The 15,126-nt window shown below is 59.6% G+C and carries 15 protein-coding genes; 6 read left to right on the forward strand and 9 right to left on the reverse strand.

Features of this window, described 5'->3' with window-relative positions; genetic code table 11:
* Window positions 1-11 precede the first annotated feature (11 nt).
* Window positions 12-839: a helix-turn-helix transcriptional regulator gene (locus tag PSH88_RS17285; protein WP_370694654.1), complete on the forward strand. Its 828-nt coding sequence runs from the start codon at window positions 12-14 to the stop codon at window positions 837-839.
* Window positions 840-1,004: 165 nt separating this feature from the next.
* On the opposite strand, the gene PSH88_RS17290 is transcribed toward PSH88_RS17285, so the two are convergent.
* Window positions 1,005-1,463: an HvfA family oxazolone/thioamide-modified RiPP metallophore gene (locus PSH88_RS17290; RefSeq protein ID WP_305421690.1), complete on the reverse strand. Its 459-nt coding sequence runs from the start codon at window positions 1,461-1,463 to the stop codon at window positions 1,005-1,007.
* Window positions 1,464-1,731: 268 nt separating this feature from the next.
* Window positions 1,732-2,463, reverse strand: coding sequence for a hypothetical protein (locus PSH88_RS17295; RefSeq protein ID WP_305421692.1), 732 nt, complete (start codon window positions 2,461-2,463; stop codon window positions 1,732-1,734).
* A 175-nt stretch (window positions 2,464-2,638) separates the two neighbouring features.
* Here PSH88_RS17295 and PSH88_RS17300 point away from each other — a divergent pair, with 175 nt between their 5' ends.
* Window positions 2,639-3,148, forward strand: a complete 510-nt coding sequence (locus PSH88_RS17300; RefSeq protein ID WP_305421694.1) for a YkgB family protein — start codon at window positions 2,639-2,641, stop codon at window positions 3,146-3,148.
* Window positions 3,149-3,206: 58 nt separating this feature from the next.
* Here PSH88_RS17300 and PSH88_RS17305 read toward each other — a convergent pair whose 3' ends face one another.
* From PSH88_RS17305 to PSH88_RS17325, 5 genes are all read right to left on the reverse strand, one after another.
* Window positions 3,207-4,028 carry an AraC family transcriptional regulator gene (locus PSH88_RS17305; RefSeq protein WP_305421695.1) on the reverse strand — a complete coding sequence of 274 codons (822 nt, stop codon included), beginning with the start codon at window positions 4,026-4,028 and terminating at the stop codon, window positions 3,207-3,209.
* A gap of 110 nt (window positions 4,029-4,138) precedes the next feature.
* Complete coding sequence (locus PSH88_RS17310; protein WP_305421696.1) at window positions 4,139-4,987, reverse strand: sugar phosphate isomerase/epimerase family protein; 849 nt, start codon at window positions 4,985-4,987, stop codon at window positions 4,139-4,141.
* A gap of 1 nt (window position 4,988) precedes the next feature.
* Window positions 4,989-6,230: an NAD(P)/FAD-dependent oxidoreductase gene (locus PSH88_RS17315; protein WP_305421697.1), complete on the reverse strand. Its 1,242-nt coding sequence runs from the start codon at window positions 6,228-6,230 to the stop codon at window positions 4,989-4,991.
* Window positions 6,231-6,248: 18 nt separating this feature from the next.
* On the reverse strand, window positions 6,249-6,569 hold the full coding sequence (locus PSH88_RS17320; protein WP_123719133.1) for a MocE family 2Fe-2S type ferredoxin: 321 nt from the start codon (window positions 6,567-6,569) through the stop codon (window positions 6,249-6,251).
* A 36-nt stretch (window positions 6,570-6,605) separates the two neighbouring features.
* Window positions 6,606-7,718: a fatty acid desaturase family protein gene (locus PSH88_RS17325; protein WP_305421698.1), complete on the reverse strand. Its 1,113-nt coding sequence runs from the start codon at window positions 7,716-7,718 to the stop codon at window positions 6,606-6,608.
* Window positions 7,719-7,900: 182 nt separating this feature from the next.
* On the opposite strand from PSH88_RS17325, the gene PSH88_RS17330 reads away from it, so the two are divergent.
* Window positions 7,901-8,950 (forward strand): LacI family DNA-binding transcriptional regulator, encoded by a 1,050-nt coding sequence (locus PSH88_RS17330; protein WP_305421699.1) that lies wholly within the window; start codon window positions 7,901-7,903, stop codon window positions 8,948-8,950.
* 15 nt (window positions 8,951-8,965) lie between these two features.
* Here the strand turns inward: PSH88_RS17330 and PSH88_RS17335 are convergent, their stop codons facing one another.
* Window positions 8,966-10,972, reverse strand: a complete 2,007-nt coding sequence (locus PSH88_RS17335; protein ID WP_305427014.1) for a sigma-54 interaction domain-containing protein — start codon at window positions 10,970-10,972, stop codon at window positions 8,966-8,968.
* A 200-nt stretch (window positions 10,973-11,172) separates the two neighbouring features.
* On the opposite strand from PSH88_RS17335, the gene PSH88_RS17340 reads away from it, so the two are divergent.
* The 3 genes from PSH88_RS17340 to PSH88_RS17350 all read left to right on the forward strand — a co-directional run bounded on the left by PSH88_RS17340 (window position 11,173) and on the right by PSH88_RS17350 (window position 14,006).
* A complete protein-coding gene (locus tag PSH88_RS17340; RefSeq protein WP_305421700.1) occupies window positions 11,173-12,195 on the forward strand; it encodes a Gfo/Idh/MocA family oxidoreductase in 1,023 nt (340 codons plus the stop codon).
* The gene (locus PSH88_RS17345; RefSeq protein ID WP_305421701.1) at window positions 12,192-12,980 is read left to right on the forward strand and encodes a TIM barrel protein; all 789 of its coding nucleotides are present in this window, start codon (window positions 12,192-12,194) and stop codon (window positions 12,978-12,980) included. Before PSH88_RS17340 ends, PSH88_RS17345 begins: the two co-directional genes overlap by 4 nt.
* Window positions 12,981-13,079: 99 nt before the next feature.
* Window positions 13,080-14,006, forward strand: coding sequence for a sugar ABC transporter substrate-binding protein (locus PSH88_RS17350; RefSeq protein WP_305421703.1), 927 nt, complete (start codon window positions 13,080-13,082; stop codon window positions 14,004-14,006).
* 33 nt (window positions 14,007-14,039) lie between these two features.
* Here the strand turns inward: PSH88_RS17350 and PSH88_RS17355 are convergent, their stop codons facing one another.
* Complete coding sequence (locus tag PSH88_RS17355) at window positions 14,040-14,735, reverse strand: tetratricopeptide repeat protein (protein WP_305483573.1); 696 nt, start codon at window positions 14,733-14,735, stop codon at window positions 14,040-14,042.
* Window positions 14,736-15,126: the final 391 nt, after the last annotated feature.

Consider the following 15,126-nt stretch of genomic DNA (forward strand, 5'->3'; position numbering starts at 1 on the left):
TCTTCACTACTATGGTGTTCATGAGCCTTCGAAACCGTCTGCAACCCTCGCTCGTACCTGAACCGATTCGTCGTGTCGAGGCAGGGCCGTGGGCGATCGAATTGCTACCCGGCGCCGCCTACGCGACCCGATATGTTGCGACCCAGGCAGCGATCGGCTTTGCCTTCGACAGCCAACGAGGCTTGCACGCCATCGGCAGCGACCGAGTGCGCCCCTTCGATGCCATGCCCAACGGACTGGCGTTCGTCCCCGTTGGCTGTGATGTGTTGTCCGAATCACCCAAGGGCGGTGAATACCTGCGGGTCATGCGCACCGACGGTATTTCATTGCCGGGTGACCGGGCATTCAACAATCGCATTGATCAGCCAGCCGTTAACCTCGCCCTGCGAATGCGCCGCGCGTTGTTGCAGGGCTCCGTGGAGGACGACTGTGAAGCCTGGGCACTCGCATTGGCTGAACGGGCGGCGGGCATCGACGCATCGGCGCCGCCGGCCCAAGGCTCTATAACCGGCAGCCGGATGCGCCTGCTCGATGAATTCATTGATGCAGGCATCGACGGCCCACTGGGTATACAGGCAATGGCGGGGTTGCTTGAATTGTCCGAAGGTTATTTCATGCGCGCATTCAAGAACACGACGGGCAAGAGCCCTCATAGCTATCTAATCGACCGACGCCTGGCCAAGGCCCGAGCATCGATGCGCGATTCGACCGCCAGGCTGTCGGAGATCGCACTCACCTGCGGCTTTAACTCCCAAGCGCACATGACGACCGCTTTCAAGCAACGCCTTGGAGTCAGTCCAGCGCAATTGCGAAGGCGTTCGACGTACAGTCAAAACTAGATTATTGGCCGTTTTGCCGTTTGGTTGAGGACCCGCCATCGGCCTCGGTCAGCCACTACCGACAGAGTTTCTGACGCCATCAAGGCCGCGGCCATGGGCGTTCTCCAGACGACATAAAACCCTCCCGGTAACGAGTACAGGGAGGGTGAAATAACGCAGGTGTAATCAGCCCTTGGCCTGGCTCATACGCGTGAACAGCTCCGTAGGCACTTTCTTGCCGTTGGACGTGTATTGGTTGCTCCTGTACGTGTAGGTTTCTGCCTCGGAAAGGTAACCGTCATTGTTGGTGTCCATCGCTTTGAACTCCTCACTCTTGGTCGGGGCCACGGCCAGGAATTCCTTGAGCGCAACACGGCCGTCGTCATCGGTGTCGGTGCGGGCGAAAGAAGCGTCGCCGCACTTGCCCTCACCGCACTTGCCTTCGGCCTGGGTTGCCTTGGCGCTGGCGTCACTGGAACCACATTTACCTTCGCCACACTTGCCCTCCCCAGCCTTCTCTGCGGAAGCCAACTGATAGCCCTGGGGCAGCGTCTCCATGGCAAAGGCGGTCGAGGCGAGGCTCATAGCACCAGCCAACGCGACTGCGGCCAGGCCAATACGGGTTTTGTTCGGAATACGGGACATAGTATTTCTCCAGATGCTGTGCGCGATTGGAACGCGCGGTCATGCCACAAGGGCAGAAAAACCCTTGAGGATGCACTCGGCGAAATGAATCGAGCCGGGAATCCCGGAGCGAACATGCATTAGCATCCACCTCGACAGGGCAACCTCATTTGGGCCCGGTCATTTGGACGCAGTGATGTATCCGCGAAGTGTCAGCAGGCAGGACATTTGTAAGCCAATCCCTGAACCCGTGATCCGGATACAGAGAGATACACCCGATGGCATTGAGTCATGAATAACGGATGTCACTGATATCGATAGCCACCAGCAGCTGCGACGCGATCGCATGATTATTAGCGTCACGGCGATAGGCCCTGCGCTTGCTGGGCAAACGGAGCCCCTGGGTTTCAACATAGTCATGAACGTACTGGGCAGCGGGAAATCCGCCACTGACGTCAACGCTGTAGTCGTGCCGGCGCAGCAGAAAGTCTTCACCGAAGTAGAAGTCCTGCACCGGACAGTGCGTGACCACGCTCTCTGGAAAGTGCACCCGCAAACGACGCCAATGTTGGTCGCCTTCCTCCCAAGGGTCGACCTCTTCAACCCTGACACCCGGCAAGATGAACAGAAATGGCATCGTCATGTATGACCACAACGCGTAACCATTGAAGTATGCCCGGTGCAGCGGGTCCCAAGGTGTCGTTTCTGCGTGGTCATCGAAAGACGCCCTCGGATCCGAGCGCTCCGCCACCACTTGGCCATCCGTGGTTTCAATGGCGATTCGATCGGGCGTGTACGCCGTACGCTGGTTCGGGGCGCCGAAAGGCATTACCGACGCTCTCTGCTCATGCAGCCAGACCGTCATCTGACGCGAGTCACTATCCTGGGTCAGCCCCTTCATGCCCCACAGCGAACCGCCGGTCACAATGCTGGCGCTCACCGTGTCAAAGCTGTTCCAGCGTTCTTGTCCGCCGTGGGCTGTCAGTACCCGTTCCAGCAGATCGCAGTGCTGTTCATTCATGGCGATAACCCTCTTCATTGCTGAGCCGGCCCACCCGCGGGTTTAGACGATCTGCACTGAACGCTGTACGTTCGGAACCCAAGAGAGCGAAGCCTGAGGCGACAATATCCCCACACCCAACGTCTATCGCGTGGGTTTTCAAACCCTTTAGTCAACCCTCTGGAAGCCCACACCAATGAACGTCTTGAACATTACCAGCCATGGCAACAACAGCTTTTCCGACCGACTGTCGCTCGGGGTTAAAACCATGGCGATTGGAACCTACGGCGCTTACTTTGCTCTCGCCCTCATCTACTTCTGGTTCGGCGGCATGAAATTCACGCATTACGAGGCACAGGGATTGGTTCCGCTTGTAAGCAACAGCCCTCTATTGGGATGGGTTTATGACATTTTCAGTGTAGATGTCTTTTCTCGCTTACTCGGAGTCCTGGAGATCTCGATCGGTGCTCTAATTGCAGGTCGCCTGCTATCACCCAAGCTTTCTTTAATTGGAGGAGCGTTGTCTGCCGGACTGTTTTTCACCACGTTGACCTTTATGTTCTCGACACCTGGCGTGGTTGAACCCGGTCTCGGCTTCCCAGCCATTACGGTTGCACCGGGCCAATTTCTCCTGAAAGACATAGGGTTGCTTGCCGCGTCTGTATTCGTGGCGGGCCATTCTCTAACCCGATTGGAAACCCGTTGAACTGATCATTTCCCTCCTGGGATGGCCTGAAGCACTCCGATGCTTTCAGGCCATTTCCCTATGTCAGCGATTTCATCCAGTCCCGGGGGCTGCTGCCCGTCTTGCGGCGAAACGCACGAGCCAGCGCCGAGGGACTTTCATAACCGACTTCGTCAGCGATCAGCGTAATCGGCCGGCCTTCACGCAGGCGTTTCTGCGCCAGGCTGATCCGCCAACTCAGAAGATAATCCGCAGGTGTCTGCCCGATAACGGATCGGAAATGCGCGGCATAGGCGGCGCGCGACATATTCGACTCACGTGCCAGCTCTGCGACTGACCAGGCACGATGAGGTGCGTTGTGCATCTGCACCAGCGAGCGCACCAGCCGCGAATCGGCCAGTCCGGCCATCATTCCGGTACTTAATGCCTGGTGGTCGAGCAGATGTCGGAGCAGCAAAATGATCAGTAGCTCGAATAGGCGATCAAGCATTGCTTCCCTGCCACAATGTCCGGCTGCCGCCTCACCGAACAGCCATCTCAGTGTATCGGCCAGCAGCGGCAGCTCATCCAGGGACAGCACCAGAAGATCAGGTAACGAAGCAGACAACGGGTTATCGACACCACCATCAAACTTCATTGACGCACACAAGAGTCGAGCCCCTTCGGGCTCACCCGGGATCAGTTGATGCGGGCTTGGGCGCGGCAGAAAAATCAGACTGGGCCGGGTAAGCAGCAGATCACGGCCATCAGGGCTCCGTAAAGTGACGCGACCTGCCTGCAGCAGGTGGATATGGCCGCGCTGGTCAGCGCCATCGTATGACGCCACACCGCAAAGCTTGCCACTGTGAAACAGGTTTGCGCGCACGCCGAACTGTGACAACAAGGTAGACAAGCGGTCCATACGGAATCTCATCGCAAGATATAGACGATCAGTATCGTAGCACCGACTGTTCCACGCAGACCGTTCAGGCCTGTAGGTGACTACCGGGAAGCGATATGCCGCTGTGTCAATCAGTGGCCATCGCGAGGTCGCCTTTGGCAGTCATTCCAAACCTCACGTATCACATCCTTAAGCATCAACGCCTCCGCCCAACGATCAGTGATGTCGCGTCCATCGGCACCCGTAATGGCATAAGGCGGTGGGCCGAGTTCACAGGTGAAGGAAAGGCTATCGGGCGTGTTCGGTCGGGCCAGCCAATCTTCGATCCCATAGCGCCACCAACCCAGGAAACGCTCCAGCCACGGTCGATGCTGGGCGAAGCTCAGGGGCACCTGAACCTGTTCGCCGTTGGAGACACGTCCATGAAACCCCCAACTGTGCCGCAGGACGGTGTGGATCTGTTCGTCGTCCTCGGCGGCAGCCGGCTCTGGCAGTTCGCGGCCCACAACATAGTGGGACAAGTCAGCCAAAAGCTTGAGGTCGGGCATTTCAGCGAGAATGTCGAGGGTGAACAACAGGTCACTGGTGAGGCGATAACGGTGGGTTTCCAGCAGAACAGGAAAGTCCACCTGCTCGGCCAGACGCTGCCAGCCTTCGATCAGTTCGATAGCTTGCTTCAGCGTGCGCGGCCGCACGTCTGCTTGCAGCGTGAGGTGGTGGCAGCCGTAGCGGGACGCGACATCGATCGCTGCCGCCAGATCATCCACGGTGCGGGGGAACACTTGACCTTCGATTTGCAGGCCCTGCGCCTTGGCGGCGGCATGCAGGCGTGCGGCATGTGGCGCGACCCAGAAATGGTCGGTGATACCGTCGAAGCCGGCGGCGGCGATTTTCTCCACTTGCGCTTCCAGGGAAAGGTCGCATTGGCCACGGTAATCTTGCATGGCCCACTGGGACTGAAAGACCAGGAATTCACGCATGTCAGTTCCTCAGCAGTTGTTTGAGCGGTACATCGGCATCGGCCAGAGCGTCCACCGAGAGGCGGTTATGGAGAGCGATCAGTCGTTCGCACAATTTGATGTCCTTGGCGACGCTATTCCCCTGCCCCCAGCCGCAAGCGCCTTGCAGACGTTGTTCGGCATCGAGGTAGAACAACAGGAATCCGCCACCGGGGGTTGTCCGGCTCGCCGTGGGTTGCGTGTTTGCGATCACGCCCACGGTCTGCAATCCCCAGTCGTATTGATCGGACCAAAAACCGGGAATGACCTCGAAGGGCAGTTCGCCGCCCAACAGATTCAGGGCAGCGTGACGACCTTGGGTTTCGGCGTTGCGCCACGTTTCCTGACGCTGGAAAACCCCTTGCGGGTGCAGCCGAAACTCACAGACATCGCCCGCCGCAAAGATGTCCGGCGCGCTGGTGCGCAGTTGGGCATCGACGCGAATGCCCTGGCCGACCTCAAGTCCTGCGGCTGCGGCCAGTTCAGTGTTGGGTTGCATGCCGATGCCTACCACCACCAGGTCGCAGGGCAACCACTGGCCGTCGACCAGTTGCACGGACTCAACGTGAGTAGTGCCCTGCACCGCCTCAATGGCCACATTCAACCGGACATCCACGCCCTGACTGCGATGCAGTTCCAGCAGAACACTGGACAGTTGCTCCGGCAACACCCGACCCGCCAAACGCGGTCCGGCCTCAAGCAAGGTCACCGTGCAACCCAAGGCCCGGGCGGTGGCGGAAACTTCGAGTCCGATAAAGCCGCCGCCGATGATCACCACCCGGGTGTCAGGCTGCAACGAAGCGCGCAGTGCCAGGGCCTCGTCATGTGTGCGCAGATAAAGCACATTGAGCAGACGCTCGGGCACCGAGGCGAGTCTGCGCGACCGCCCTCCCGTCGCCAATAACAGCCGGGCGTAATGCAGCCAGCTGCCGTCGGCCAACTGCAGACGATGCTGCTGCGGATCCAGGCATTTCACCGGGTTACCCGCCAGGTGTTCGATGTCCAGATCGGCGAGCTGAGCGGTGTCGCACAAGCTGTAACCCGCCAGATCGATCGTGCCCTGCAACAGCCCTTTGGACAGCGGCGGACGTTCATAGGGCGGATGGGACTCGTCGCCTATCAGAATCAGGCGACCGCTATAACCTTCGCCGCGCAAGGTCAGGGCCGCGCGGCCACCCGCATGCCCGGCGCCGACGATGACCAGTGGAGCATTGGCAGGATTCATGGCACAGGCTCCGTGCAGTTAGACCGTGATGGCGAGCAGCACACGCCCCGCTTCGACCCGGACTTCATAGGTCTTGAGGTTGACGCACACCGGTGCGCCAAGGGCTTTGCCGGAGCGGTAGTCGAAACGCCCGTTGTGCTTGGGGCACTCGACGACATGTTCCATCACCAGGCCATCGGCCAAATGGATGGACTCATGGGTGCACAGGCCCGCAGTGGCGAAAAACTCGCTGTCGGCGGAACGGTAGACGGCATAGGTGTGCTGGCCATGGTCGAAACGAATGACATCTTCGTCGTCAATATCGTCCACGGCACATACATCGATCCATTGATCGGTCATGGCGTTTTCTCTTGTAGTGGTGCAGACAGGAAGGTGTCAGGCCGGCGTTACTTCAGGTTCTGCCTGGACGTTGGCGGCCGTCGCTGCGCGTTGTGGCAAAGGGCGACGGACGAAATAGGTCGGGTCTTTGCGCTGCTTCCAGATGGTCGGGATGATTTCCTTGAAAGCCTCGAACAGGCCGCTGTAAGGCGGCGGGGAGTCGCGGCGAATCTCTTCGTGAAGCTGCGCCAGCGCGTGAAACGGCACCATCGGATACATGTGGTGCTCAAGGTGATAGTTCATGTTGAGGTACATGAAGCGCAGCACCGGGTTCATGTAAATCGTGCGGCAGTTGCTGCGGTGATCGAGTACGTCCTCGGCCAGGCCCACATGCTGCGACAGGCCGAACAGGTAGGACAGCCAACCGCCATAGAGGGTGGGCAGACCTATAAACATCAGCGGCAACCAGCTCTGCAGATAAAGCGCAGTGCCCACGGTGAGCACATAAATCGCTAGCCAGACGCGTGCGTCCCTCACCACCTTGGGCCACTCGGATTCGGGGATGAACGTCTGTTCTTCTTCACCCATCCGCCCTACCGCATGCTTGCAGACTGACCACATCGTCTTCAACGCGTAAGGCATCCTGAACAGGCTCAGCACCATATTGATCAGGCTTGGCGGACGTGGTTCGACGATCTCCGGATCGCGGCCGACGATAACGGTGTCGGTGTGGTGCCGTGCGTGGCTCCAGCGCCAGACTTGGGGTTCGAACATGAACATGAAGCTCGACAGCTGGTAGACCGCATCATTCATCCAGCGGGTCTTGAACGCCGTACCGTGACCCGCTTCGTGCCAACGGGCATTGGACGCCGTGCCGTAGAGCATCCCGTAGACGAAGAAGAACGGAACGCAGGCCCATGAGCCCCAGAACCAGTAACCGCCGAACCCGGTCACGACCATCGCCGACAGCCAGATCGCGGTATCAAGCAAGGCCGGGCCATCGCGGCGCTGCATCAATTCCTTCATGCGTTTACGAGAAATGGGGGATTGATACCAGCTTGCCGATACCAGGCCTTTTTGCGCCGCTCGGGCGGCTTCAGGGCCGGTCAATCGATAATCCCGAGGCATGGGTTTACCGGGGTTTTCAAAGGCTGCGTTTTGTTCAGGCATTTTATTGTTCTCCGCAAGCTTGATTGTTTTAGGCACTTGCTTCGATGCGGGATCACATCGCTGGGGAAAATATAGAGAGCGCAGAAATCACCCTCAAGCCCTTGAATACATTCCCTATCAAGCTATCATCCAGGCCCATTGAAGCTTGATAGTTTTCTATCAAAGCGCTTGCGGGGGCCGCCATGAACAACAACAAACGCCCAACCATCGCCACCGTTGCCGAGCACGCTGGCTTGAGTGTCGCCACCGTAGACCGGGTGCTCAACGCCAGGGCGCCGGTCAACCCGGCCACCGCCGAGCAGGTATTCCAGGCCGCCGAAGCGGTCGGTTATTTCGCCGCCCGGCTGATCGGCCAGCGGATCCGCGAACGTCGTCCCACCTATCGTTTCGGCATCCTCTTGCTCGGCACCGCCCAGGCGTTTTATGGCAACGTGGCCACCGCCATCACCGAGGCGGCGCAGCGTCAGGCTGATGCCAATCTGAGCATTCAATTCGAGTACGTCTTCGATCGCACGCCCAGCGCGATCATTGCCCAGATCGAACAACTGGCGGTGCAGTGCGATGGTCTGGCGGTGGTCAGCTTCGCGCATCCGCAGATCAATGCCGCCATCGCGCAGATCAGAGAGGCCGGCGTGCCGGTGATCGCGCTGCTGTCCGACATTCATGAGGCGGCGGATGAGCCTTACGTCGGCCAGGATAATCACGAGGTCGGACGAACCATGGGCTGGCTGATGGCTCACACGTGTGGCGCCCGCAAAGGCAGCGTCGGGGTGTTGCTCGGTGGTCACCGTTTTCTTGGCCATCAGGCGCGGGTCGAGGGGTTGCGCAGCTATCTGGCGGAGCGCGCCCCAGGGTTGCGGCTGCTGGAAGCGGTGATCAATCTGGACAATTGCGACATCACCGAAGAGGCGACGCTGGACCTGCTGGCGCGGCACGATGACTTGCGCGGTTTGTGCGTGGTCGGCGGTGGCGGCGACGGGGTCATCAATGCCCTGTCGCAGTTGCCGAAGCAGCCGTCACTGTGCTGCATTCTGCAGGAGTCGACCGAGCTGTCGCGACAAGCGCTGGATCAGGGACTGATCAGCCTGCTGATCGACTCCCAGCCCCGATTACTGGCAACCGCGCTGGTCGATTTGCTGGTCGAACTGCAGACCACGCCGGACTTCGATCCGATACGGCATCGAATCCATGTTCCATTGCAGATCATCACCTCAGAGAACGCCCGACACTGACGGTGTGAGCCCCCATCAGAGGTTGGATTCCGAACGGAAAGCATCGGCACTCAACCCGAACCGATTCATCTTGTTGTACAACCCGCCGCGAGAAACATTCAGCTGCCTCGCGGCCAGGCGGATGTTGCCGCGGGTATCCCTGAGGGCCGCGATGATCGCATTCATTTCATGGGTGCCAAGGTCAAGGGCGGCCCGGGGTGCGGGCACACTTCCTGGCGCCGGCTGATGTAGCTTCTGCTTGATTTCAAGCGGTAGATCAGCTGGCTGAATCAGTTCGGTCACCGCCAGATTGGTCGCGCGTTCAATGGTGTTTTCCAGCTCGCGAACGTTACCCGGCCAGCTGTAGGCCGAAAGAATATCCAACGCCTCTGGCGAGATGCCCTGCACCGATTTGCGTAGCGACCGGGTGCAACGATTGAGAAAATGTCGCGCCAGCAATGGAACATCTTCCCGACGCATCCGCAGCGGTGGAACCGTCAGGTTCAGCACATTGAGCCGGTAGTAAAGATCCTCACGAAAAGCGCCATCGGCAACGGCCTGGCTCAGGTTACGGTGGGTGGCGGCGATGATGCGTACATCCACTTGCTGCGATTTTTTCGCGCCCACGCGCGTCACCTCACCTTCTTGCAAAACGCGCAGCAGGCTGACCTGGGCATCGAAAGACATGTCACCGATTTCGTCGAGGAAGATCGTTCCGCCATCGGCCAATTCGAATTTCCCGGCAGAGCCTCCACGGGCCGATCCGGTGAAGGCGCCCTCGACATGACCGAACAGTTCGCTCTGCACCAGATCTCGCGGAATGGCCCCGCAATTGACGGCCACAAACGGACCACTGCAACGGTCGCTGGCGTTATGGATTGCCTGGGCAAACAGCTCCTTGCCAGTGCCGCTTTCACCCAGAATCAGTGTGGTCGAGTCACTGCGACTGGCAATCCGTCCCAGGTGCAACGCGTCCTGTATGGCTCGCGAACTGCCTTGAATGGTCTCGAAGGTGTAACTGGCTTGAGTGCCGATGATCCGCCGGGTAATTTCCCGAATACGCCGGTTCTCGCGCAACGAAACAATGCGCCCACCCTGCTCCAGTGGACACACCGACACCAGACACGCCAAGTGGCTGCGATCATGCAGTTCAAACGTGCAATCCAAATCCCGTAGCCCTTCCCCGCCGCGCAGCAGAATCTGGTTGGTCAGTTCGCTTTGCCCCAGACGCTGGAACGGGCTGCCTAGCAGATCCTGGCCCACGCGGAACAATTGACGGGCATAGCGATTGAGCGCCTTGATGCAGCCCCGCTCATCCAGCACCACGAGGCCCTCGTTGAGCACTTCGAGGACGGTTTGCTGTTCTTCCAGCAGAGCTTGCAGCGCCATCTGCCGCGAGACCGCTTCGGCCGCTGCCTGGACGGTGCCCAAGGTATGGAAATGAAACCAGCCAGGCTCTGCGGTCAGGGTCAGCATGGCCAGCGTCCGGCCCTGGGCATCCCTGATCGGCGCAGCGGCACAATGCATGCGCCGGCGACGCAGACCGATCCCGAAGTTTTCCTCAGCCAGCACATACACCAAGCGATCTTCGGTAATCGCCAGCCCGGTGCAGTTGGTGCCCTGCACCGACTCCAGCAGCCGACTGCCCACCGGCGTGAGGTCCAGGCCGCAAAAATACAGGGTCGTGCCTGCGGCATCGGTCAGATTGATATGGCCCCTGGGGTTGTACGCCAGCAATCCCTTCATGACCTCCGCCGCCGCGGCGATCAAGGCACGATTGGCCGCCAGCGTTGCGGCCAGAACGGCTGGGGCGACAAACCGGTATTCGCCATCCTCAGGATCGAGGCCGGCACTGACACTGCGCAGCCAGGAGTCCCAAATAACCTGCCTGACCCCGGCAGGTCGATCGATGCGCCCTTTCAGGCAAGCCAGCCAAGCCTGGTCCAGCTCGGCGATCGGTCCTTCGTTCAACGATGCAGGCCCGAGCGCGGTGATGTAATCGAGGTCTTGCGCGCTGAAGGCTGTTAGCTGTGGGTTCACCATCATCGATTCGCTTCTATGTTCACGTTTTAGACATGTCAGTGTAGACATGTCATGCAAATGAACACATTTTTCAATCAATATTAATTAACTCCTTAAATATCAATGATTTATACATTGGCACAGCCCTTGCTCTCTTGATTGACGTCAGCGAGGACATTCCTGCTGCGAGTCATTGAACAACAATAAAAGGGAGTCATTTCATGAGTACGTCCAAGATCATCCGCCTGGGTCTCATCGGTGCTGGCCGCATGGGCAGCTTTCACGGCCTGACTGCCGCCCGGCACATTCCCGGCGCCTGCCTGGCCGCCATCGCCGACCCAACACCCGGTCAAGCCGTACGCCTGGCGGCAGAATTGGGTGTGCAACGGGTCTATACCGACCCACAGCAACTGCTCGATGACCCGGAAATCGACGCTGTCTTGATCGCCGCCCCCGCCCGCAGCCATGCCGAACTGGTGATCAGTGCGGCCCGGGCCGGCAAAGGCGTGTTTTGTGAAAAACCCATGGCCATCACCCTCGACGAAGCCGACCGCGCCATCGCCGCAGCCGCCAATGCGCGAGTGCCACTACAGGTCGGCTTCAACCGCCGTTTCGCCAAAAGCTTCCGGGCCGCGCACCTGGACGTGGCCGCAGGCCGCATCGGTACGCCGCAACTGCTGCGCTCGTTGACCCGCGACCCGGCGCTGAACAATCCGGCTGCCTCGCCGCAGTGGGTGATTTTCCTCGAAACCCTGATCCATGACTTCGATACCCTTCGCTACCTCAATCCCGGTGCAGAAGCGGTTGAGGTTTTTGTCATGGCCGATGCCCTGATCGCACCGGATTACAAGGCCAAGGGCTTCCTGGACACAGCAGTGGTCACGATCCGTTTCGACAACGGCGCCATCGCGACGGCCGAGGCCAATTTCCAGGCCGTGTATGGCTACGATGTTCGAGGGGAAGTGTTCGGCAGCGCTGGCATGCTGACCATGGGCAGCCTCAATGACTCTGACCTGGTGCGCTATCTGGCCAATGGCATCCAGGCCGACACCCAGCGCATGGACACCGACCTGCTGCGTGATGCCTATGTGGCCGAACTCAACCACTTTGTCGACTGCCTGCGCACCGGTGAAAAACCGCTCGCCAGCGGCGAAGACGCCCGTGCTGCACTGGCCATTGCCCGCGCGTGTATCGAGTCCTTCCAGCAGGGCAAACCCGTGCGCGTGCAAGGAGCCCATTCATGAGTTTCACACCGTTCAAACTGGCGATCAGTGCCGAAATGGTCTTCCTCGACTTGCCATTCGCAGAGCGCGTAAAACGCATTCACGCGCTGGGGTTCAGCGCCGAAATCTGGGACTGGACGAAGAAAGATATTCCGGCCCTTGTCGCCACGGGCGCTGACTTCACTTCCATGACCGGCTACATCTCGGGCAACCTGACCGACCCCGAAGACATCCAGTACCTGCTCGACAGCGCACGAGAATCGCTGGCCGTCGCCGCACAACTGAATTGCCCGAGTCTCAACTTGCACGGCACTGGCCTGGGCGACAAAGGTTTGCCGGTCAAACCCGTGGCCCACACCACCGGACGCATGTGGTTGAGCGCCTGCAAGACCCTGGAAAAAATCGCTCGCCTGGGCGAAGACGCAGGCCGGGTATTCTTGCTGGAAAACCTCAATACCGAGGTGGACCACCCTGGCACTCCCTTCGCTCGCGCCGACGATACCCTCTCGCTGATCGAGGCCGTGGGCAGCCCTCATCTGAAGATGAACCTGGACCTTTACCATGCCCAGATCGGCGAAGGAAACCTGATCGAACTGATCCAGCGCGCAGGCAGCGCCATCGGGGAAATCCAGGTCGCCGATGTCCCCGGCCGCATGGAACCCGGCACCGGTGAAATCCATTATCCAGCGATTGCCAAAGCTTTGTTCCGCATGGGATACACCGGTGTCGTCGGGCTCGAGGGCTGGGCCAGCGGCGACAGCGAAGCGGCACTAGAACGCTTTCGGCAAGCCTTCACGCTGGATTGAGGACGCTGGCGCTCTCGACGGGTTTGATTCAGAGAGCGCCAGAAACACCACGTTTGATCTTGATGAATTTCAACTCATAACAAAAAAGGAAAAACCATCATGCGTCGCTGCACACTTCTTTTTGCCACGCTGTTATTCCTGTTCAGCCAATGGGCCGCCGCCAGCTATCGCATCGGCGTCAGCATTGCCAGGGTTGACGACAACTTCATGACCTATGTGCGCAGCGGCCTGGAAGATGCCGCCAGGAAGGAGAACGTCCAGATTCAGTTCGAGGATGCCCAGGGCGATGTGGTTCGCCAGCTCAATCAGATTCAGGGCTTTCTCGGCCAGAAGGTGGACGCCGTCATCGTCCTGCCCGTGGACACCGCCGCCACCGCCAACATGACTCGCGCCGCCGTCGAAGCGAAAATACCGCTGGTCTACGTCAACCGCCATCCGGACGAACGCGTCCTGCCCAAAGGCGTGGTCACGGTGGCGTCCAACGACGTTGAGGCCGGGCAACTGCAAATGCGCTACCTGGCTGACAAGATGGCGGGCAAAGGCAACATCGCGATCATCATGGGCGACCTGGCGCAGAACTCCACGCACGACCGCACCGAAGGCGTCAAACAGGTGCTCAAGGACTATCCCGGGATCAAGGTCGTCGAACAACAAAGTGCCGAGTGGCAACGCAACAAAGGGATGGACCTGACCAGCAACTGGCTCCTGGCCGGCACCGGCTTCGATGCCATCGTGGCCAACAACGACGAGATGGCCATCGGCGCCGCCATGGCGCTGCAGCAAGCTGGCAAAGCCACGGGCGAGATTGCAATTGTCGGCATCGACGGCCTGCCTGACGGCCTCGCGGCCATCAAGCGCGGGATGCTCGTAGCCTCCGTCTTTCAAGACCCCAAGGCACAAGCGACCAGCGCGCTGCAAGCGGCCATCAAGATGATCAAAGGAGAACCGGTCGAGACGGATGTCTGGGTGCCCTTTCAGCTGATCACACCGGAGCAGGTAGCCGTGTTTGAGCAGCATTATAAATAGCGTCAAACGGCGGCAAGAAGGGGCGCTCAGAACTCAACCGCGCACCAGGTAGGCTCCTGACGGAACCCGATGTCGCAGCTTTTTGCAGCGGCCGGGTGCGGGCTGATGCCCGGCCGGGCGATCGGGAAACCAGATTCGGCATTTACCCGGAGGCGGCCAATGGCCGCGGGGAATCTCAACCTCATCGTACGCGGGCTCTGGCTTGACGGAAGCCACTGGCATTTCTCCTTCGGGCCGTGACCTGTCCGGAGTGGATTGTTCAGCGGCGACCATTTCTGCTTCGCGGCGCCTTTGGGTCTCCTCTTCGAGCCCCTTCTGTACTGCGGCCCGATCCTCTTTGGCATTGGGTGAGCTACTCGAAGCCCTGGCCTGCTGCGCCGCCTGGATCAATTGGAAGTTGCGGTTGCGTAACGCGACGTTGCGACCAACCCGCATGTTTGAGCGCGCCGCCAACGTTTCAGCCTGCTGGTACTCCCCCTGCTGAAGACGCAACACGCCGAGATAATGCAGCGTCGCGGGATTGTTCGGCTGGATATGCAGGGCACGCTCCAGCGTGGCAGCGGCTTGGTCCAACTGGCCATTTTCATACTGCCGCGAGGCGGTTTCGATCAGGGTGGTTGATGCGCTATTACTTTGCGAGGGCGCGCTTCGCTCGGCAGCAACCGAGCAAAGCGACGCGACGGCGCAGAACGCCAGGATAAGAACCGGCAGAAAACACTTGGTTGGCATCAGTGGGGGACTCGGCTGATCTCGGACGGTGCTGTCGTAAAACAGGCCACCAGCGCTGCTCGGCATCGCCGATACAGGGTCCCTGTTGACCTGACCAGTACCCTGAAGTTCCCGCTGCAACAGCCACTGCGGATGGCGTGGAATCATAGGCCGCTGGGGTGTACGGAGAAACAAAGCCAACGGGAGTGAGGCGATGTCTACTTCTGAGGCGTCGGACTTCGTGGACAGTGAAGGAATCTCTCTTCATACCGGTCGAAACAGATCGCTTTAGATCGATAGCGGCAATTGCCTGATGTCCGTATATGGACTCCTCCTCGTTGCAAGCCTCCTTCGCTTTGGCGCCCGTGCCGACTGCACACGTATATTCGGCCTCTTACAACGGCATCGTTTT

This window comes from Pseudomonas wuhanensis, assembly GCF_030687395.1.
GTDB lineage: Bacteria > Pseudomonadota > Gammaproteobacteria > Pseudomonadales > Pseudomonadaceae > Aquipseudomonas > Aquipseudomonas wuhanensis.

What these genes read in the sequence shown, in the direction of transcription:
- PSH88_RS17285 (WP_370694654.1), top strand. Translation starts at nt 12, where the DNA reads ATGGTGTTCATGAGCCTTCGAAACCGTCTGCAACCCTCGCTCGTACCT.
- PSH88_RS17345 (WP_305421701.1), top strand. Translation starts at nt 12,192, where the DNA reads ATGAGTTTCACACCGTTCAAACTGGCGATCAGTGCCGAAATGGTCTTC.
- PSH88_RS17330 (WP_305421699.1), top strand. Translation starts at nt 7,901, where the DNA reads ATGAACAACAACAAACGCCCAACCATCGCCACCGTTGCCGAGCACGCT.
- PSH88_RS17295 (WP_305421692.1), bottom strand. Translation starts at nt 2,463, where the DNA reads ATGAATGAACAGCACTGCGATCTGCTGGAACGGGTACTGACAGCCCAC.
- PSH88_RS17320 (WP_123719133.1), bottom strand. Translation starts at nt 6,569, where the DNA reads ATGACCGATCAATGGATCGATGTATGTGCCGTGGACGATATTGACGAC.
- PSH88_RS17315 (WP_305421697.1), bottom strand. Translation starts at nt 6,230, where the DNA reads ATGAATCCTGCCAATGCTCCACTGGTCATCGTCGGCGCCGGGCATGCG.
- PSH88_RS17310 (WP_305421696.1), bottom strand. Translation starts at nt 4,987, where the DNA reads ATGCGTGAATTCCTGGTCTTTCAGTCCCAGTGGGCCATGCAAGATTAC.
- PSH88_RS17340 (WP_305421700.1), top strand. Translation starts at nt 11,173, where the DNA reads ATGAGTACGTCCAAGATCATCCGCCTGGGTCTCATCGGTGCTGGCCGC.
- PSH88_RS17290 (WP_305421690.1), bottom strand. Translation starts at nt 1,463, where the DNA reads ATGTCCCGTATTCCGAACAAAACCCGTATTGGCCTGGCCGCAGTCGCG.
- PSH88_RS17350 (WP_305421703.1), top strand. Translation starts at nt 13,080, where the DNA reads ATGCGTCGCTGCACACTTCTTTTTGCCACGCTGTTATTCCTGTTCAGC.
- PSH88_RS17305 (WP_305421695.1), bottom strand. Translation starts at nt 4,028, where the DNA reads ATGGACCGCTTGTCTACCTTGTTGTCACAGTTCGGCGTGCGCGCAAAC.
- PSH88_RS17325 (WP_305421698.1), bottom strand. Translation starts at nt 7,718, where the DNA reads ATGCCTGAACAAAACGCAGCCTTTGAAAACCCCGGTAAACCCATGCCT.
- PSH88_RS17335 (WP_305427014.1), bottom strand. Translation starts at nt 10,972, where the DNA reads ATGGTGAACCCACAGCTAACAGCCTTCAGCGCGCAAGACCTCGATTAC.
- PSH88_RS17300 (WP_305421694.1), top strand. Translation starts at nt 2,639, where the DNA reads ATGAACGTCTTGAACATTACCAGCCATGGCAACAACAGCTTTTCCGAC.
- PSH88_RS17355 (WP_305483573.1), bottom strand. Translation starts at nt 14,735, where the DNA reads ATGCCAACCAAGTGTTTTCTGCCGGTTCTTATCCTGGCGTTCTGCGCC.